Here is a 19,271-nt window from a genome sequence, read left to right as displayed (position 1 = left end):
GTCATGCAGGGCGGGCTGCGCCGGCCGGCGTTGGCGCGACCAGCAGCGGGATTTCCGGACTGATGTGGAAGCGGAGACGGCGATGGGCCTCGCGCAGCGCGGCCTCGACCGCGTCTGGCGTGTCAGCACGCGCGAAGATGAAGCCTAAGTAGCTCGCGCCTTCCGGCAACGGCACGAGGGGAGCGTTGCGCTTGGCCGTGATCTCCACACCCGTGATGCCCGGTACGGCGCATGCCTCCGGGATGCCCTCGACCCGGCGCAGAATGCCCGCACGCGGAATCGGGATCATCATGACGCCGACCGCATCCGGCCGCCGATCGAGCGACGTGATCGGGTCGCCGACGGCGTGGCGCAGAATCAGTTCCTCGAGCGTCATGCCAGTGCCGAATTCTAAAATGGTCGAGCACAGGCCGCCAATTGATCGGCCGGCCAGCTCAATCACCCATGGCCCCTGCTCGTTCACACGCAGTTCGGCGTGGACCGGCCCTGTGCGGAGCCCCAGGCTGCGCGCAGCCCGTTCAGTGCAGGCGGCGATCGCCTGCTGGGTTGCGGGTGGCAGGCGTGACGGCGTGACGTAGATCGTCTCTTCAAAAAACGGGCCATCGAGCGGATCGGGCTTATCGAAAAGTGCAAGGACGTGCAACTGACCGTCAGTGAGCAGGCCTTCGAGCGCGACCTCGACGCCGGGGATGAACGTTTCGACCAGCACGACCGCCTGGTCCAGGGCAACGCCGTCGGCAAGCAGGATGCGTTGCAGGCGCTGGAACGCGGCGACGAAATCCGCCGGCGTATCGGCACGGATCACCCCGCGGCTCCCCGAAAGCCGGGTCGGCTTGACGACACAGGGATAGGGCTGCTGGTCAGCGATGGTCGCCGGGTCGAGCGCTGCCGGGTAGGGCGTGAAGGACGGGATTGGCAGGCCGCCGGCGTGAAGCCGCTGGCGCATGATCAGCTTGTCGCGGGCTGCGAGTGCAGCCTCAGGGTCGTTCTGCGGCAGGCCGAGCCGCGTGGCGACCAGCGCGGCCAGGAGGGTGCCGCTATCGTCAACCGGCAGGACAGCAGCGACCGGGCGTTCAGCCAGGACGGCGCAGATCGCGTCAGCAGCTTCCTCCGGCCGGCTGAAATCAACGGCGAAGGGCGAGTGCCACTGCTGGGCCAGCGGCGTGGGTGTGTCGGTGAACACGAGCGTCTCAAGCCCGGCCCGCTCCGCAGCGCTGAGGAACGCCGCGGTGCGATAGCTTGTCGGTGTCGTCAGGAGGGCAACACGGCGCGGTCGTCTCGGCACGGCATGCTCCTCATCTCTCCTGTCTTAAGGATACTCCTGCCCATGACGGCGCTCGTCGTGACCCTCATCACCTGCGTTGCGGACCATGCTCGGCTGGAGAGGGCTCCAAGCCGAGACGGCTGAAGAAGGGCGGACGCCCACGTACGCCAGGGCGGAGGTGGAAGAGCGCGCCGGCCCCCGGGCCTTCGTGCGCGCGGTTGTCGCCACCAGCGGTTGTCACGTACAGGTCGGTGTAGTCTGGCCCGCCGAAGATGACGCTCGACACCTTGCGGGCCGGGAAGTGGATCACCTGGTCGACCTGGCCGTCTGGGGTGTAGCGGTAGAGCGCGCTGCCGTCCCAGCGGGCTGACCAGACGTAGCCTTCAGCGTCGACAGTCAGGCCGTCAGGCACGCCTTCGCCCTCGGGTACCGTCACGAAGACCTGGGGATTGGTGAGCGCGCCAGTGGCGGCGTCGTAGTCGAAACGCAGGATGCTGCGCCGATCAGAATCGGTGTAGTAGAAGTGGCGGAGGTCTGGGGAGAAGTCCATGCCGTTCGGGATGAGTGCGTCATCGAGCAGCGTAGTGCGCTGGCCATCGGGGTCGATCCGGTAGAGCCGGCCGGGCCGCTCAGGCGTGGCCATGGTGCCGGCGAAAACACGGCCGTGCGGGTCAGCGACGACGTCGTTGAAGCGGGTGTGGCGCTCGTCCGGGATTTCGGGGACGATGGGCGTGAAGGAACCGTCGCGGCGCCAGATGGCGATCATGCCGCGTGCCATGAAGAGCAAGAGCGCGCCGTCGGCCTGGATGGTGAAGCCGCCGATGGCCGCTGGGGCATGGAAGACGAGCGCGTGCGTGCCGGTGGCGGGGTCGTAGCGGAAAAGCTGGCCGGTTGGGATGTCGATCCAGTAGAGGCACTGCTCCTGTGGGTGCCAGAGCGGGCCTTCGCCAACGGCGCAACGGGTATCAGCGACGAGGCGCGGTGTTCGATCAGTCATCGTTCGCTCCTCACCGGGTCAGGATGCATCGGGCGCAGGCTCGGCCGTGTCGGTAAAGAACCGTTCGGCGTCGTCCTCGGGGCGGTAGCCGAGCAACTCCATCGCGTCGGTGATATCCCAATGGCGCCCGCTGTTGTTGGAGATGGCGTAGAAGATACCGAAGGGTAACGGGCTTTCAAGTGCGCGCCAGACGATCTGCACGCAATCGCGCGGGCTCAGCCACATCCATCGACTGATTTCATCGTGCGGCTCGGACAAGAACCAGCCGATCCGCAGGCAGATGACGGAGATGCCGTAGCGGTCGGCATAGTAGCGGCCGAGGGCTTCGCCGAAGGCTTTCGAGACGCCGTAGAGCGAGTCGGGGCGCACCGGCAGGTGCGAGTAGACCGGCCACTGGTGGTCGCGATCGTACATCCCCATGACGTGGTTGGTGGAGGCGAAGACGATCTTGCGCACGCCGGCCTGTCGTGCTGCTTCAAAGACGTTGTAGGTGCCGATGATATTGTTGGGCAGGACACTGTCCCACGGTGCCGTGGTGCGTGGGTCCGCGGCCAGGTGCACGACCGCATCGACGCCGGTGACAGCACGCTGCATTGCGGCGAAGTCGCTGACATCGCCGGTGACGACGTCGTCGACCGGTGGGTTGGGTGGGGCGTGATGGTAGTGGAGGCGCAGGGCATAGCGATCGCGCAGGTGGAGGGCGAGCGTGGTGCCGATGCGTCCACCGGCGCCGGTGATTAACACGCGCATGCGCTGCTGGCTCATGCGCCCTCCTCGGTGTGGCCGTGGCCCTGCCAGAGGCGGGCGAGTGCGTCGGCCGCTTCAGCGAGCACACGGTGGGCTTCAGCGACCGTTGCGCGGTCATCCTCGCTGAGGCGCAGGTGGACGAGGTAGTGTGCGAGGCGCTGCTCGAGCCGCTGCAGATCATAGGCAACCGGGCGCAGCAGTCCCGGCGCTGTCTGCTGATCAAGATGATAGAGCACCGGTTCAGCCATCGACGCCGTCCTTTCTGCCACACTCTCCTGGCAGCACTGCCGTTGGCGCACTACGGCGCACTGTAAGCATAACAGACGATCAGCTGAGCAGATCACCGGAGATCTGGCCTTTCGTCACGGGATGCTGCGTCTCGCTGCTCTATCGATGGTGGGCGTATCGGGTTGTCCCGCGGCGCATGTGTCCAGCGTCGCGCTGCGCGCTGCGCGTGCGAAACTGCTGATTCTGTGCACACCAGGGGTGATGGCATCGGCTGCGTCATGCGTCCGTTCTGACGCGCGTCGCATGCCTTGCCGGAGCGCACACCCGTGCGGAGAACGTTCCGTATAGGATACCCCTGTATCGTATAGTTAGAGATAGAATGGAGGACGCGATGCATCCTCACCCGCACAATCATCACCAGCATCAAGCGCACCGTATGGTGCATACCCATGCGACAGCGCACGCGGCGGCTGGGCCAGCAGCTGCACACGCTGGACATGCGCCAGCGCTCTTGCGCCGCCGCTTCTGGCTCTCACTGGTGGCCACGCTCCCGGTTGTGCTGCTCGCGAGCCCGCTCCGTCACGTGCTCCGCCTTGGCGCAGTGCCGGGCGAGACGATCATCGTTGTCGTGCTCTCGGCGTTTGTCTATGGCTACGGGGGCACGATCTTTCTTGAAGGAGCACGTGACGAGCTGCGGGCGCATCGGCCAGGGATGATGACGCTGGTCGCGCTCGCGATCACCGTGGCGTTGCTCTACAGCCTTGCGACGACGCTTGGTCTGCCGGGTGAGCCGTTCTACTGGGAACTGACCACCCTTGTCGTCGTCATGCTCCTTGGGCACTGGTTGGAGATGCGGGCCGTTGGGCGTGCGCAACAGGCTGTGACCGCGCTCGCCAGCCTGCTCCCGGCGACGGCTGAACGCGTCGAGCCGGATGGCAGTGTGCACGAGGTGCCGGTGACGTCACTCCAACCCGGCGACATTGTGCTGGTTCGTCCTGGCGGCCGGATCCCGGCTGACGGCATTGTGGTTGATGGGGAGTCAGAAGTCAACGAAGCGGCCGTGACTGGCGAGTCGCGGCCGGTTCCCAAGCATCCAGCGAGTCCGGTGATCGGCGGGACGATCAATGGGAGCGGGCTGCTTCGCATCCGGGTGACGCGGGTTGGGCAAGCGTCGTTCCTTGGGCAGGTCATGCAGCTCGTGGCCCAAGCCCAACAAGAGCGGACACAGTTGCAAGCGCTGGCAGATCGGGTGGCCTTCTGGTTGACCCTAATCGCGGTCATCGCCAGTGGTGGCACGTTCGCGGTATGGCTGGCGGTGAGTCCTCTTGTCACTGCAGTGAGCCGGGCTGTCACGGTGCTGGTGATTGCATGTCCGCATGCGCTTGGGCTTGCCATCCCGCTCGTGGTCGCACTGTCGAGTGGACTTGCTGCTCGACAGGGCGTGCTGATCCGTAGTCGCCAGGCGTTCGAGCGCGCACGGCTCGTTGATACCGTCGTGTTTGACAAGACCGGTACCTTGACACGTGGCCAATTTGCCGTTGCCGAGCGTGCCCTTGCGCCTGGCTGGAGCGAGGAGCAGGCCATTGCGCTCGCCGCTGCCGTTGAAGCGGGGTCGGAGCATCCGATTGCCCAGGCGATTGTCCGTCGTGCAGCTGAACGTGGCATCCAGCTTCCCTCGGCGGAGGGCGTGACGGCGCTGCCTGGACGTGGCGTTGCTGCGCGCGTCAACGGCCATCAGGTCGTCGTTGGCCGGCCGACGTTGCTCGCGCAGGTGCCAGCCTGGCTCGAATCTGCACTCGCGACCTGGGCTGAGCGCGGCATGACGGTCGCGGTTCTCGTCGTCGATGCGCAACCGGCAGCTGCCTTTGCTCTGGCGGATGAGATCCGACCGGAGTCGCGCGAGGCCGTTGAGCGGCTGCAGGCGATGGGGTTGCAGGTCGTCATGCTCACTGGCGACAGCTGGGCCGTTGCCCGAACGGTCGCGACGGCGCTCGGGATAACGCAGGTTTATGCCGAAGTGATGCCGCAGGAGAAGCACGAGATCATCCGGCAGCTGCAACGTGACGGGCATGTCGTGGCTATGGTCGGTGACGGCATCAACGACGCGCCAGCGCTCATTGCCGCTGACCTTGGCGTGGCCATCGGCGCCGGCACCGATGTCGCGGTTGAGAGTGCCGACATCGTGCTGGTGCGGGATGACCCACGCGATGTTGTCAGCCTGTTCGAACTGAGCCGCCGAACCTATCGCAAGATGGTCGAAAACCTCGGCTGGGCGTTGGCCTACAACGTCGTTGCCATCCCCTTGGCCGCTGGTGTCCTTGCGCCGGTTGGCGTCGTGCTCCCGCCGGCAGTTGGAGCCCTGCTCATGTCGCTGAGCACCATCATCGTGGCACTCAACGCCCTTACCCTGCGCGTTGGGCATCACCATGCCCACGAGGGGCACGGCGCGGCGAACTCCTGAACAGCCCCGCCGCCGCTGACTGTAGCCAGGGGAACAGGCCTGGTGCTGTCGGAGCGGCGCGGGGCGCGCACGGCGTGCGTGCTAGGCGTGAGCGGGGGCAGTGACTGGATACTGGCTTGTCTTTTGGACGCCTTCGAGCAGCCCTTTCATGTAGCCGATGGCGAAAAGCCGGCCGAGCATCATGTAGCCGGGCTGGTCGTTCGGCTCACCGGCCATCGTCGGCGTGTGGTCAGGGCGCATGACCCCATCGAAGCCGATCTCATAATACGTGCGCATCGCCTCGAACATGTCGGTCTGGCCGTCGTCGTGGAACGTCTCGACGAACTTGGTGGGGCCACCGCGCACGTCACGGAAGTGGACAAAGTGGATGGCGCGGCGGGCGCCGAAGTGGCGAATCCAGGTCGGCACGTGGACGCCCATCGTCGAGAAGACGCCCTGACAGAACGTGATGCCGTTGACCGGGCTGGGTACGAGGGAGATGGCGCGTTCCATCGCCTCCGGCGTGATCAGAATGCGGGCGATGCCGCGCAACGACGGTACCGGCGGGTCGTCGGGGTGGAGCGCGAGCTTGACTCCAGCCTCTTCAGCGACCGGCACCACGGCCTTGAGAAAGTAGGCGAGCGAGTCCCAGAGTTGCTGCTCCGTGACGGTGCCGACCTCCGTTGGCCCGGCGCGTTCCATCAGCTCGTGGTCGTAGCTGGTGACGAGCGCGCCGCCGCGGGTTGGCGTCGTGATCGAGGTGCGGGCCCAGTTGATCACCGCCATCCAGTTCCAGCACCACACCGGAATCTCGAGCTTGCCCATGTTGCGGATGAGCGTGATGACCCACTCGATCTCCTCGTCCCGGCCTGGCAGGCCGAGGCGCGCCCGGTGCATCGGCGGCGAGGCCTCAATGACGCTGACGGTGAACCCGGCCTCGTTGAAGCGCTGCTTCATCAGCAGCAGGGGCATAAAGTCCCAGGGGCGATGGTCGGGCGGCGGGACTTCGGGCGGGACGATTGGCTGGGGGACGCCGGGCTGGTTAGCGGCGACGTGCCCGCCGCGGATCGTGAACGGCAAGGGGGCGACGACGTGGCTCACGCCGAGCTGGCGGGCTAATTGCCAGCGTTCACTGGGCTCGGCCGGTAGAAAGAGCGCGAACTCGAGTGCCATCCTGTTCTCTCCTCTCACCGCGTCATGGCGGCTAGTGTCCACGGGTGCGCCGCCACTCGGCATATTCTGCTTGCGCTTCCTCGGTCAAGGGATAGTACTTCCGCAGATCGCCGCCCTGGGCCAGCCGCTCGCGCGAGAACTCCTCCCACTCGGCGTGTTCACGCGCGTCCTGGAGCACGGCCTCGGCGTGCTGGCGGGGGACGACAACGGCGCCGTCATCGTCAGCGATGATGATGTCGCCGGGAAAGATGAGCCGTTCGCCACAGGCGATCGGGACGTTGACGGCGAAGGGGAAGATATCGGTCTGCGTGTGGAAGTTGGGGGTGACGCCGCGCAGCCACAGCCCCAGCCCCAGCTGCTTGACGCGGGGATAGTCGCGGATGCAGCCATCGACGACGACGCCGATACCGCCCTTGGCTTTGAAGTAGGTGAGCATCATCTCGCCGAAGACGCCACTGCCCAGGTGGCCGCGTGCGTCGACGACGACGACATCGCCGGGCTGCGCGACGTAGAGCACGTGGCGGTGGAGCTGCCGCTCGGGATCGCCGTACTCTTCGAGCGTGTAGACATCCTCGCGTTTCGGCATGAACTGGAGCGTGAGTGCCGGGCCGACGATATGGGCGCCGGGTGTCCAGGCGGTCAGGCCGCGCAGGTGGGAGTCGCGGAAGCCGAGGCGGTAGAGCGCGCCGGTCGCAGTGGCGCTGCTGACGTGGCGCAGTTGCTCGATCAACTCGCGGGGTGGCCGTTCGATATCAGGCACGGTGATCATGCCGTCTCCTCTCCGTGGGTTAGTCGGCGTAGGGCGTTGGGCCGAAGAACGAACTGCCTTCCTTGAGGTGGGCACGCGCGACGTCTTCGTTGAGCGTCAGACCGTGGCCGGGGGCATCGGTGAGCGTGATGTAGCCGTCGCGGATGATCGGGCCGCCCTCGACCAGGTCGCCCCACCAGGGGACATCGAAGGCGTGGAACTCGAGTGCCAGGAAGTTGGGGATAGCGGCGCAGAGGTGGGCCGCGGCGACCGTGCCGATTGGGCTGCACACGTTGTGCGGGGCGATGGGGATGTAGTACTGGTCGGCGTGGTCGGCGACCTTGCGTGCCTCGAGCAGTCCGCCCATCTTGGGGATGTCAGGGGAAAGGATATCAGCTGCCTGCTTCTCGATCAGCTCGCGATAGCCGTGGGTGCGGTAGACGTTCTCGCCAGTGCAGATTGGCGTGCAGGTGCTGGCGGCGACTTTAGCCAGGGCATCGACATTTTCCGGCGGGATGGGGTCTTCGAGCCAGAGCAGGTTGTAGGGCTCGAGGGCCTGGGCTAGCAGCGTGGCGTCGATGACGTTGAACTTCCAGTGGCAGTCGATGGCGAGCATGGTGTGCGGGCCGATCGCCTCGCGGACGGCGGCGACGAGTGAGACGATGAAGTCGCGCTCGGCCGGGGAGATGATGCGGCTGTAGGGCTCGTACCAGCTGCGGCGTGGCTCGGGGGAATCGGAGACATCGAGCTGGTAGGGGTTGGGGACGTCGATGTCGAACTTGAGCGCGGTGAAGCCGGCTGCGCGCACCTCACGCGCCCGTTCGGCGTAGGCTTCAGGGGTGTAGGTATGGCCGCGACCGCCGTGGCAGTCGGCGTAGACGAGGACACGGTCGCGGAAGCGGCCGCCGAGGAGGGTGGAGATTGGGACGTTGAGGGCGCGGCCGAGGAGATCCCAGAGTGCGAGCTCGATGCCGCTGATGGCGGTGACGGTTGCACCGGCGAGCGAGCCAGCGCCGGACATGCCACGGAGCATTTTCGCGACGAGCTTGGCGATATTGAAGGGGTGTTCGCCGATGATAATCGGCTTGATGGCGTGGACGAGTTCGGCGACGCCGGCGCCCCAGTAGGCCTCGCCGAGGCCGCTGAGCCCCTCATCGGTATCGACCCGCACCAGCACCCAGTCGAAGTTGCCAGCGATCACCGCCGTCCGCACATCAGTAATGCGCATCGCCCCTCCTTTCTTGTTTCGAGAAATTCCAGAGATTAGACAGCTCGCCGTTTCCGTGGGTTGACCAGTTCGTCAAGGCCAGCCGAAATAGCGAATAATCCAACAAAGATAAGGACAATAATCAGGATTGGTGGGAGGAACCACCACCACAGACCATGGAGAATAGCGGCGTAGTAGTTCACCCAATAGATGGTCATCCCCAAGGTATTCGCTTCAATCTCTCCTAAGCCAATGACCTCTAATCCAATCGAGGCCAAAATTGCTGATGCAACTGCGCCGACAAAGGTGGCCATGAGATACGGTAGGAGATTGGGCATGAGCTCGAGGAAAATGATGCGCAAGCTGCCTGCGCCGGATAGTCTTGCGACTTGGATAAACGCTCGTTCTTTCAGTGTCAGGACTTGTGACCGAATTGTTCGGGTCGGATGCAGCCAGGCGAGTGACGCAACAACGAGCGCCATTTGGCTTATCGTTAAATTCGATTTGATCGATACTGCTAACAGAATGAGAATAAGGAGAGGCGGTATTGTCAGCCCGACATCAACGATAGCTCGAATCACTGCATCAACGATGCCTCCATAATACGCGCTAATCAGTGCTAAGAGCGTACCGATGACGAGCCCGATGAATCCAGCAAGCAAGCCAATGTAAAACGTTAAGGGGGTGCCGACGATCATCACAGCGAGGATATCCCGGCCTTGCCGGTCAGTGCCCAAGGGGTGTTGGAAGGACGGTGGGCGATTGGGAGGAGCAGAGAGGGGATGTGCCTGATGCACATCCCAGAAGAGCCGCCCTGCTCCGGCAAACAGGAGCACCAGTCCGATCAGGATAAGCCCAACCAACAGGCTGCGATTACGGCGGATGTATGCCAGCATAGCGCACCTCACAGGCGCTGATAGCTAATCCGCGGGTCAACGAGCGGATAGATTAAATCAAGAATGAGGGTAGCAATGGTGACGCCAAGCACGATGGTAAACACTATCCCCTGAATGACGAAATAATCGAATTGCCGAATTGCATGGTAGAGGACTGTTCCGATGCCGGGGTATGAGAAGATGACCTCAACGAGTAAGGCGCCTGAGAGAATCTGTCCTAATGAGAGGCCAAGACCGGTTATTTGCGGTAAAAGGGCGTTGCGGATCGCGTACCGGAAAAAGAGCGTACTTGCCCGCAGTCCGAGTGCTTCTCCATACGTGACAAAGTCTTCTCCTTCAACGGAAACCATCATCCCCCGCATGCCAAGTGCCCAGAAGCCGAGCGATGCTAACAAGATGGAAAACGCTGGAAGTACCGCATGCTTCAGGACATCGAGCGCGAAGCTGAGGTTCCAGCCCGGAAATGCCCCGGCGCTGTACCCTCCGAACAAGGGGAACCAGCGGAGTCGGAAGGCAAAGATATAGAGCAAGAGAAGACCAAGCAGGAAATAGGGGATTGACGAAAGCGTCAGGAGGGGCGGGAAAAAGATTTGTGTCCATTTCGGAGCTTTTTGCCAGGCAAGGAGCGCTCCTAACAAGGAGCCAATCATGAAGGCGAGAATGGTCGTCACAAACAGTAGCCCCATTGTCCATGGTAGTGCATCAGCAATCATACTCATGACGGTTCGTGGATAGTTGGCCATAGAATATCCAAAGTCTAAGCGAATGATTTGGGTTAGGTAGTTTACATATTGCACCCAGAGTGGCTTATCCAGTCCAAAGCGTCGATTATATTCTTGAACCATTTGCTCAATGCCAGCCTGAACATACCCTCCTCGCGATGCTTGTTGCATGAGTTGGTCGCGAACGGCGTCATGGCCAGATAAGCGCGGCAGGAAGAAATTCAGGCTCGCTGCTGCCCAAACGACGAGAATAAAGAGAAGGATCCGACGAAGCAGGTAGTCGCGCCACATACGTGTTCTCCTCGCGAACTAGATCGTGCGGCGAGCATCAGCGAGCTCGCCGCACTGCACACTCTCGCATCCTTCCGCGCTGCTCTATTGTGTCGGTTTGAGCTCGTTCAAAATGAGTTGGAACGTAAGGTGCCAGAATGCGCCATTCACGTAGGGATTATCCCGCGTTGGCCATCCTTGCCAATAGGTCGTGTTCATAGGAATGCGGTGGAACCACTTTTGAATCGGAATGTCAGGGAGTTCAGGAAGCCAGATCTGCATCGCCCGTTTCCATTGATCCATGATCTTGTCTTTCTGTTCGGGCGGGGTAACAGCCATCTCGTCTACAATTTTGTCGAATTCATCATTATGCCAGCGAGAGAAGTTGACCTGGTGTGCACCGGGGACAGCCTCCGTCTTTGATTGGTACAGTCGCAGGGTGAAATACGGGTCGACACCGATACTACCACCATGTCCGTAGAGGGCTGCATTGTAGTCCCCTTGGTTAAAGCGCGTATCGAAGTCAGGCGGCATATTGTAGGAAGACTGCACCCCTTGCCGTCGCAATTGTTCAGCAATGACCGGACCAATGTCGGCCATTACCGTGAAGCTTTCCATTGGTACCTCGAGCACTTTGCCGTTCTTTTCCCAAAAGCCGTCTTTGTTTTTCTGCCAGCCTTTGCTTTGTAACAGTTGAGCTCCCTTCTGGGGGTTAAATTCATTCGTCGGATACTGCTGTAAGAGATCTTTCACAGCATCGAAGTAGGGTAAGAGCCCTGGGTATGTTGGCATCGGGAGAACAGCGGGTTCACCTGCACCGCCGAGCGCGACCTCAATCAGTTGCTTGCGATCAATGAAATAACTCAATGCCCATCGGACATCTTTATCGTTGTATGGTTCGCGCTCACAGTTGACATAGAGCGATGTTGGCCACCAGTCTTCATAGCCATATGGCGGATCTTTATACGTATGCGTGATGATCTTCGGGTTCTGTTGCAGAACAGTCTCGATAGTCAGCGGGCGCAGATCCAAGGAACAGTCTACATCATTGCTGATCAGTTGTTGGGCTACTTGTTCCTCGCTTGTGAACGGCAAATAGATAATCCGCTCGACTTGGGGCATTGCTTTCACAAGTCCTTGGTCAACAGCCCACCAGGAATCGCGTCGGTCGATCACTTTTTGCTGGGGCGACGAATAGACCACCTTCCATGGACCGGTGGTTACTGGCCAATCCTTGTCAAGGTCAAAGGCCGTGAAGGTTGACCAATCTTGGCCTTGGAAAATGTGCTTGGGGACAATGTACACGCCAATATCATACTTGTAGGTCACGAAATAGAAGAAGCGCGGAGCAGGGATTTTGAAGTTAATCTGGACCGTTGTATCATCGAGTGCCTTCGCTTCATCGACGAACTGCTGAACGTCAACTCCCCACCGCACTTTCGGACCGAGGTCACGCAGGGTGTTGAACGTGAACGCAACATCCTCTGCAGTAAACGGCTGTCCATCGCTCCACTTGATTCCAGATCGCAGCTTAATCGTAAGTTGTTTATAGTCGGGGGTATATTGCCAGCTCGTAGCGAGCCACGGGATCATCTTATCGGCAAATGCACTATAGTACGCCAGTGGTTCATAAAAAATTCCTGGACCATTTTGATGATTTGCACCGAGGTTATATGGGTTCCAGAGATTCCAGTCTTGATGCTGGCCTTCGGTGCCGCCCCATCGAAGAATGAGGGTTCGATTCCTCGGCACCTGCTTGAGTTGTCGCGGTGGGATGGTGGGCGCTACAGTGGGGGAAGCTGCACCAACGGCTGCTGCTTTCGTTGGGGTAGCACCAGATACTGGCGTTGTCGACGTGCTACTCGTGCTTGGCGGGGGTGTCGATTGTTTGCTGCTACACGCAGCAAGGAGCGCTGAACCAGCCATCAGCGCGGTCGTTGCTCTTTTCAGAAAGATTCGCCGAGTAAACCGACTGGCGTCGCCGCGCGCCATAGGGCTATCCTCCTCCCACGTCCTCTCCACTTTGGTACACTCCTCTCAGCCTCACAGCCGATTGCTGCTTCCGTAAGGATGCGAAGAAGTGAATTGCCGTTACGCTTTGTTGTATGATGATGCTGTCACCCTGCGCTTTCAGTCTAGCCGGTCGTCAGCCGCTTGTCAAGCGGAATGGCATGAGGGGGCTGAATGGAGAAGTCAATCCTACGCGTTGAGGATTTGCGGGTCTACTACGAGACTCCTGAAGGGGTGGTACACGCAGTGGATGGCGTGACCTTTCACCTGAGGGAAGGTGAACGACTGGGCATTGTCGGAGAGTCAGGCAGTGGGAAATCTACCGTGGCGCTGGCATTGTTGCGTCTTATTAAGCCGCCAGGGAAGGTCGTTGGCGGTCGCGTCTATCTCGATAGCGTGGATCTCCTTGACCTGAACGAAGAGGAGATGCGCCGCTTGCGGCTCTCGCAGCTTGCATTGATTCCGCAGGGGGCCATGAATGCGCTGAATCCGGTATTAAAAGTACGTGATCAATTGTTGCTCCCATTGCACGATCACGGCGTACAACTTACGAAAGCTGAAGCTGACAGTCTGGTGAGAGACCTGCTCCAGCGTGTTGGGTTGCCCTCTCAGGTTGCAGAGCTCTATCCGCACGAGTTGAGTGGTGGCATGAAACAACGCGTTTGTATCGCAATTGCTATCGCAATGAACCCCAAAGTGATTATTGCTGATGAGCCCACGAGCGCCCTTGATGTCGTTGTCCAGTGGCAGATTATGGATACGCTCCGACAACTCCAACAGACGCTGGGTGCCGCGGTGATCGTAATTGGGCACGATATGGGATTAATGGCCCAGACGGTTGATCGGATTGGCGTGATGTACGCTGGCAAGCTCGTCGAGCTTGCTCCAACCGCGGAACTCCTGCGCCACCCCCTGCATCCCTATACGCAATTACTGATTGCCAGCTTACCCTCGTTGGACAAACGTGGCGAGTTCCAGGGTATTCCTGGCTTACCGCCCTCACTGCTTAGTCCTCCGCCTGGTTGTCGCTTTCATCCGCGGTGCCCCAAAGCGTTTGATCGTTGTTCAGCCGAAGAACCCACCTTGCGTGAAGTGCGACCTGACCATTACGTTGCTTGTCACCTGTGGTGAAAAGGCGAGGAGGACGGCAATGGCCGCATTGCTCGAAGCACAAGACGTGACCAAGGTATTTTCCGGCGGTTTGCTGAAGCGAGAGCGCGTTATTGCACTGCGTGATTTCTCCTTTACTGTACCGGAAGAGCAACCAATCTTTACCGCAATTGTTGGGGAAAGTGGGAGTGGTAAAACCACACTCGCTCGTCTGCTGCTTGGCCTTACCACACCAACAACGGGAGATGTACGGTATCGTGGTATCTCCCTGAAACAGCTAAACCGCGAGCAGCGCCGTGCCTTCTTGCGCGATATTCAAGCAATTTTTCAGGACCCTTTCGAGGTCTACAATCCTTTCTACAAGGTCGATCATGTCCTTGAGTTGCCAATTCGAATGTTTCATTTAGCGAAATCTACCCAAGAGATGCGCAATCGCATCGAAGAAGCGTTGATAGCCGTTGGATTGCGTCCGGAGGAAACACTCGGCCGATATCCTCATCAGCTTTCGGGAGGACAGCGTCAGCGGGTCATGGTTGCACGTGCACTCTTGCTTCGCCCGAAGGTGATCATAGCCGATGAGCCGGTTTCAATGGTTGATGCTTCACTGCGCGCAACCATCCTCAGCAGTTTACAGCAACTTCATCGTGAGTACGGGATCTCGATCTTGTACATTACCCATGATCTGGCAACAGCGTATCAGGTTGCCAATGATGTCCTTGTTCTGTATCGCGGAACAGTGGTTGAAGCAGGGGATGCTGGCCTCATTATTCGTGAACCTGAGCATCCCTATACGCGATTACTCGTTAGCTCCGTCCCTCTGCCAGATCCAGATCGCCAATGGTTGGGGGAGCGTGCTCTTGGTCAACCGGTGAGTGGCCTAACGCCACGTGGCACAGCGTTTTGTGTGTTTTATGACCGCTGTCCCTACGCTATGCCTATCTGCGTTGAGCAGACACCTCCACTGTTTCGCACTGGGGATCGGCGCGTCGTGGCCTGCTATCTCTACCGTGATTCACCGACAATTGATCGCCGGAATCTGGCCGCTGGTGGCGTATTTACGAATGGGAAAACCGAGGTATCTCCACCATCCTATTCTGCGCTCAAGCGCGAAGCTCAGCCTGATTCGCCTCATGCATGACTCTGGTAGGAGAATGAGGATGAAAGAGCCGTTCGTCCACACGAGTCCCCCCTGGGAGGCGGGGCGTGGCATGCCCCGGGTGCGCATCGCCGACGTCCAGCCGATCTGTACCGCGCCCGAGGGCATCCGCCTCGTGGTCGTCAAAGTCCAGACCACCGAGCCCGGCCTCTACGGCCTCGGCTGTGCCACCTTCACCCAGCGCCCCCTGGCTGTCGTCGCCGCCGTCAATGCCCTCAAGCCGCTCGTTATCGGCCGCGATCCGACCGAGATCGAGGATATCTGGCAGTCGCTCGCGCTGAGTTCCTACTGGCGCAATGGCCCCGTCCTCAACAACGCCCTCTCCGGTATCGATATGGCCCTCTGGGATATCCTCGGCAAGCTGGCCGGGATGCCGCTCTACCAGCTGCTCGGCGGCCGCTGCCGAACCGCTGCCGCACTCTACGCCCACGCCACCGGCCGCGATATCCCCGAGGTCATCGCAAACGTCCGCCAGTGGCTGGCACAGGGTTACCGCTACGTCCGCTGCCAGGTCGCTGTGCCCGGCCAGGCTACCTACGGCGCCCCAAGCGAGCCCGGCGCCCAGGTCTGGGATCCCGCCGCCTACTGCCGGCTCGTCCCCCGCCTCTTCGAGGCCCTGCGTGCCGAGTTCGGCGACAGCGTCGAGTTGCTCCACGACGTCCACGAGCGCGTGCCGCCGATCATGGCGCTGCAGCTGGCCAAGGCGCTCGAACCGGCCCGCCTCTTCTTCCTCGAAGATCCCGTCGCGCCCGAAGATCTCGCCTACCTGCGGCTCATCCGCCAGCAAACCGCCACGCCGATCGCGATCGGCGAGCTGTTCGTCAACCCAGCGGAGTATATCCCGCTCGTCCAGGAACGGCTGATCGACTTCGTGCGCGTGCACCTCTCCGCCATCGGCGGCATCACCCCAGCGCGCAAGCTGGCGGCGTTCTGCGAGTTCTTCGGCGTGCGCACGGCCTGGCACGGGCCCGGCGATGTCTCGCCTGTCGGCCATGCCGCCAACTTGCACCTCGATCTCGCCTGCCCGAACTTCGGCATTCAGGAACAGCACGTCTTCAGCGAGGCCGCCCGGGCGGTCTTCTCCGGCACGCCCGAAATCCGCGACGGCATGCTCTGGCCAAACGATCGGCCGGGGCTGGGCGTCGAGATCGATGAGGCGCTGGCCGCGCGCTTCCCCTTCCCCGACGACCCGCTCGGGGGCGCCTGGCCGCCGGTGCGGGGCCGCGACGGGACGGTCATGCGGCCCTAGTCGCCGCGGGCCGGACTCGCCGCTGCGGCATGCGTCCGCTCCCGCCCCCAGCCAGCGCGCTGGGCCACCAGCAGGCTCGCCAGGCTGCCAAGCGCCAGGAGCATGATGCCCAGCGCAAAACCGCGGGGCCCGCCCTGCGCTGCCTGGCCGATCACCAGGCCAAAAAGGTTGGCCATCACCGTGCTGGTGAAGCCAATGACGCTGCTCGCAAACCCAGCAATCTCGCCCAGCGGCTCGAGCGCCGCGCTGTTGGCGTTGGAGAACACGAGCGCGATGCCGAAAAACACGAGGGTCAGCAGGAACCAGTAGACCACCGGCTGCGCACCGAGCAGTCCCGCCACCAAGAGCCCGGCCGCCGCCACCGCAACCCCGCCGACGGCCCACGGTAGGACGCGTCGCAGGCCAAGGCGCGTGATCGCCAGCCCGTTGAGGAACGTGCCGCAGACCTGCCCAAGCCCCGTGCCAGCAAAGGCCAGCGCGAAGGCCGTGTTCGAAAACTGGAAGTGCTCGCGGTAGAGTTGCGCCGCACTCGTCAGGTAGGCGTAGAGGATGCCGTAGCTGCAGCCCATCACCGCCGTCAGCGCAAGGCTCGGCGGCGTGTTGAGCACGAGGCGGGCAGCCGCCGCAAGCTGCGTGAAGGAGAGTGGACGACGCCGTTCCGGCGGCAGGCTCTCCGGCAGCCGCGCCGTCAGCCAGGCCAGCAGCAGCCCGGCCAGGACGGCGATCAACGAGAAGGGCGCGCGCCAGCCCCAGCGCAGCAAAAAGACGCCGATCGACGGCGCAAACACCGGGGCGATCAGCAGCACCATCAGCGCGAAGGACAGCACGCGGGCCATCGCCTCGCCGCGGTAGAAGTCGCGCACGAGCGCCGTGCCAACCGAGCGTAATGCTGCGCCGAAGAGCCCCTGGATGAAGCGCACGGTGAGCACGACGGTGAAGGTCGGCGCGACGACCAGGGCGAGCGCGCAGGTCAGGAAGCCGCTGGTGCTCACCAGCAGGACGCGGCGCCGGCCGAAGCGGTCGCTGAGCGGCCCAAAGAAGAGCTGGCCAACGGCAAAGCCGAAGAAGTAGAGGTTGACGACCAGCTGGGCTTGCGTGTCGCTCACGCCGAAGAACACGGCCAGGTCGTGCAAGGCCGGGAGCATGCCGTCGGTGCTGAAGGCGCTCAGCGACATCATGAAGCCGAGCAAGGCGGTCAGCTCGACCAGCGAGCGGGATGGACTGGGCCGGGCGCTGGTCGACGCCGGCCGCGGCGAGGCCATCGTCATCGTCGCTCCACTCCCTCAGTGCCGGCCCGTGGCCAGCCGGCAATCGCACGATTCTACCACACGCCCACGTCCCCGCGCCCCGCCTCGCTCGCCGGCGGGGTGCGCTGCCGCGGCCAGACCCCACGCCGGAGCCCTAACCAGCGGACTGCCCTGGGTGCGCTGCTGCGGCCAGACCCCGCGGTACCATGCCCGCCCGCCATTCCTGTCCAGCACAGGCGACGCGGGAGCTTGCCGCGTGCCGCCGCTGCGGTCGATGACGCACCGCCAGGCCCGGCGAGGGCTGAGGCCGGGCCGCGCAAGCCTGCCGCTCTGCCGTGTGCGCCGGAGCATGCCTGCGGCAACAGCGCGGCGCGCATCCGGCGCTCCCTGACCAGCTACGACGCGCGCCTGAGCGCAGCTGGCGCCACTGGCGCGGTTACCAGACGGTTACATCGCTCCGGCATGCTTATCCCTGTCGGGCAGGAGCCCGGCACGGTGACTGATCGGATAAGCGAGCCGAAGGGAGGCACAATGACCCGGATCCGCCTGATTGCCCTGCCACTGCTGGTTTCGCTGGCACTCGCCCTCGTCCTCGCCGCCTGCGGTGGCACCGCGACGCCCACGCCCACGCCAGCTGCCAGCAGCGCGAGCACTGCCACACCAACCGCAACCGCGACAAGCGGCACGGCCACGGGTGGCACCGCCACCAGTAGCGCGGCTACGAGCACCGCCACCAGTGGCGCGGCCACGAGTGGCGCGGCCACGAGTGACACGGCCACCAGTAGCACGGCCACGAGTGGCAGCACGGCGGGGCGCGTGGTGCTCGTCGTGAACCCGAGCCAGAGCCAGGTGAGCTACACCGCCCACGAACAACTGGTCGGCCACACCTTGCCAAACGACGCCGTCGGCAAGACCTCGGCCGTCAGCGGTCAAATCGTGCTCGACGCCACCGGGCAGCCGGTCGCCAGCGCCTCCAAGATCACCGTCGACCTCACGACGCTGCGGAGCGATGAGTCGCGTCGCGATAACTACATCAAGCAGAACACGCTCGAAACGAGCAAATATCCGCAAGCGACGTTCGTGCCGAAGTCCATCACTGGGCTGAGCTGGCCCCTGCCGACGAGTGGCCAGGCGCAGTTCCAGCTGACCGGTGACCTGACGGTGCACGGCGTGACCAAGACGGTCACCTGGCAGGTGACGGCCACGTTCAACCAGAACACCGTGCAGGGCACCGCGACGACCCAGGTCACCTTTGAAGACTTCGGCATGCAGCCGCCGAAGGTGCCGGTCGTGCTGAGCGTCGAAGACAACCTGGTGCTCACCGCGAACCTGCAACTGACCGTGCAGACGAGTTCCTAATCCCCCTCCCGCCACAGCCGTTGCGGCGCTGCGCTGGGGATGCCCTGGCGCGGCGCCGTCATGTGGCGCACCTCGCCTCCGCGACGTCCTGCCCGGCGTTCAGTCCGTACGGTCGGAACGCCGCTGGTCCGTGCGTGGTTCGCTGGCAGCGCCTGTAGCCATGGAAGCTGCCCGAACCAGCCCCGTAGGTGCACGTCCCGGCTGTCCGGGTTCACGAGCCAACACGCCGGTAGTGCCGCGCCATCGCCGCGCCCGGCCCCGCATACGTGCAGCCCCGCGGGTGAGCAACATCGCGCGCGAGCAGCAGCGCATGCGCGCGGCAGTGTGCGCGTCCAGCAGCGTGTGTAAGCAGCAGCGTGCGCGGAGCACGAGTGTGCGTGAGCAGCAGCGCATGCGCGCGGCACTGCGTGTGAGCAGCCCCGCATGCAAGCCGCCCCGCACGCAAGCC

Annotated in this window: 16 protein-coding genes; 5 read left to right on the top strand and 11 right to left on the bottom strand. The window is 62.7% G+C overall.

Going from position 1 to position 19,271, the window contains the following annotated elements; genetic code table 11:
- Position 1 precedes the first annotated feature (1 nt).
- The 4 genes from N675_RS01405 to N675_RS01390 all read right to left on the bottom strand — a co-directional run bounded on the left by N675_RS01405 (position 2) and on the right by N675_RS01390 (position 3,256).
- Complete coding sequence (locus tag N675_RS01405) at positions 2-1,285, bottom strand: ATP-grasp domain-containing protein (RefSeq protein WP_038037522.1); 1,284 nt, start codon at positions 1,283-1,285, stop codon at positions 2-4.
- A gap of 67 nt (positions 1,286-1,352) precedes the next feature.
- Positions 1,353-2,261 carry an SMP-30/gluconolactonase/LRE family protein gene (locus N675_RS01400; RefSeq protein WP_051913804.1) on the bottom strand — a complete coding sequence of 303 codons (909 nt, stop codon included), beginning with the start codon at positions 2,259-2,261 and terminating at the stop codon, positions 1,353-1,355.
- A gap of 18 nt (positions 2,262-2,279) precedes the next feature.
- On the bottom strand, positions 2,280-3,026 hold the full coding sequence (locus tag N675_RS01395; RefSeq protein WP_038037521.1) for an NAD-dependent epimerase/dehydratase family protein: 747 nt from the start codon (positions 3,024-3,026) through the stop codon (positions 2,280-2,282).
- Positions 3,023-3,256 carry a hypothetical protein gene (locus tag N675_RS01390; protein ID WP_038037519.1) on the bottom strand — a complete coding sequence of 78 codons (234 nt, stop codon included), beginning with the start codon at positions 3,254-3,256 and terminating at the stop codon, positions 3,023-3,025. Before N675_RS01390 ends, N675_RS01395 begins: the two co-directional genes overlap by 4 nt.
- 371 nt (positions 3,257-3,627) lie before the next feature.
- Between N675_RS01390 and N675_RS01385 the strand changes: the two genes are divergently transcribed.
- Complete coding sequence (locus tag N675_RS01385; RefSeq protein WP_156100768.1) at positions 3,628-5,697, top strand: heavy metal translocating P-type ATPase; 2,070 nt, start codon at positions 3,628-3,630, stop codon at positions 5,695-5,697.
- Positions 5,698-5,778: 81 nt separating this feature from the next.
- Here the strand turns inward: N675_RS01385 and N675_RS01380 are convergent, their stop codons facing one another.
- The 6 genes from N675_RS01380 to N675_RS01355 form a co-directional block, all read right to left on the bottom strand.
- Complete coding sequence (locus N675_RS01380) at positions 5,779-6,849, bottom strand: mannonate dehydratase (RefSeq protein WP_051913800.1); 1,071 nt, start codon at positions 6,847-6,849, stop codon at positions 5,779-5,781.
- 31 nt (positions 6,850-6,880) lie between these two features.
- Complete coding sequence (locus N675_RS01375; RefSeq protein WP_038037518.1) at positions 6,881-7,618, bottom strand: ribonuclease activity regulator RraA; 738 nt, start codon at positions 7,616-7,618, stop codon at positions 6,881-6,883.
- A 19-nt stretch (positions 7,619-7,637) separates the two neighbouring features.
- Complete coding sequence (locus tag N675_RS01370) at positions 7,638-8,825, bottom strand: mandelate racemase/muconate lactonizing enzyme family protein (RefSeq protein ID WP_038037517.1); 1,188 nt, start codon at positions 8,823-8,825, stop codon at positions 7,638-7,640.
- Positions 8,826-8,860: 35 nt separating this feature from the next.
- Complete coding sequence (locus tag N675_RS01365; protein WP_038037515.1) at positions 8,861-9,700, bottom strand: ABC transporter permease; 840 nt, start codon at positions 9,698-9,700, stop codon at positions 8,861-8,863.
- An 8-nt stretch (positions 9,701-9,708) separates the two neighbouring features.
- Complete coding sequence (locus tag N675_RS01360; protein WP_038037514.1) at positions 9,709-10,713, bottom strand: ABC transporter permease; 1,005 nt, start codon at positions 10,711-10,713, stop codon at positions 9,709-9,711.
- 84 nt (positions 10,714-10,797) lie between these two features.
- Positions 10,798-12,684, bottom strand: coding sequence for an ABC transporter substrate-binding protein (locus tag N675_RS01355; protein ID WP_038037513.1), 1,887 nt, complete (start codon positions 12,682-12,684; stop codon positions 10,798-10,800).
- A gap of 192 nt (positions 12,685-12,876) precedes the next feature.
- On the opposite strand from N675_RS01355, the gene N675_RS01350 reads away from it, so the two are divergent.
- Genes N675_RS01350 through N675_RS01340 form a run of 3 tightly spaced genes read left to right on the top strand, consistent with a single transcriptional unit; the run spans position 12,877 to position 16,217 of the window.
- A complete protein-coding gene (locus N675_RS01350) occupies positions 12,877-13,833 on the top strand; it encodes an ABC transporter ATP-binding protein (protein ID WP_038037510.1) in 957 nt (318 codons plus the stop codon).
- Positions 13,834-13,852: 19 nt separating this feature from the next.
- Positions 13,853-14,950, top strand: coding sequence for an ABC transporter ATP-binding protein (locus N675_RS01345; protein WP_081886757.1), 1,098 nt, complete (start codon positions 13,853-13,855; stop codon positions 14,948-14,950).
- Positions 14,951-14,969: 19 nt separating this feature from the next.
- Entirely contained in the window at positions 14,970-16,217 is a 1,248-nt protein-coding gene (locus N675_RS01340) for an enolase C-terminal domain-like protein (protein ID WP_231577887.1), read from the top strand.
- Here the strand turns inward: N675_RS01340 and N675_RS01335 are convergent.
- The gene (locus N675_RS01335; RefSeq protein ID WP_051913799.1) at positions 16,214-17,485 is read right to left on the bottom strand and encodes a multidrug effflux MFS transporter; all 1,272 of its coding nucleotides are present in this window, start codon (positions 17,483-17,485) and stop codon (positions 16,214-16,216) included. The two genes, N675_RS01340 and N675_RS01335, sit on opposite strands and share 4 nt — an antisense overlap.
- Before the next feature lie 510 nt (positions 17,486-17,995).
- Here N675_RS01335 and N675_RS01325 point away from each other — a divergent pair.
- On the top strand, positions 17,996-18,823 hold the full coding sequence (locus tag N675_RS01325; RefSeq protein WP_051913797.1) for a YceI family protein: 828 nt from the start codon (positions 17,996-17,998) through the stop codon (positions 18,821-18,823).
- Positions 18,824-19,271 lie beyond the last annotated feature (448 nt).

Origin of the sequence: Thermorudis peleae (assembly GCF_000744775.1) — a bacterium.
In the GTDB taxonomy this organism is placed as follows: Bacteria; Chloroflexota; Chloroflexia; order Thermomicrobiales; family Thermomicrobiaceae; genus Thermorudis; species Thermorudis peleae.
This window is presented reverse-complemented; position numbering and strand designations above follow the sequence as displayed.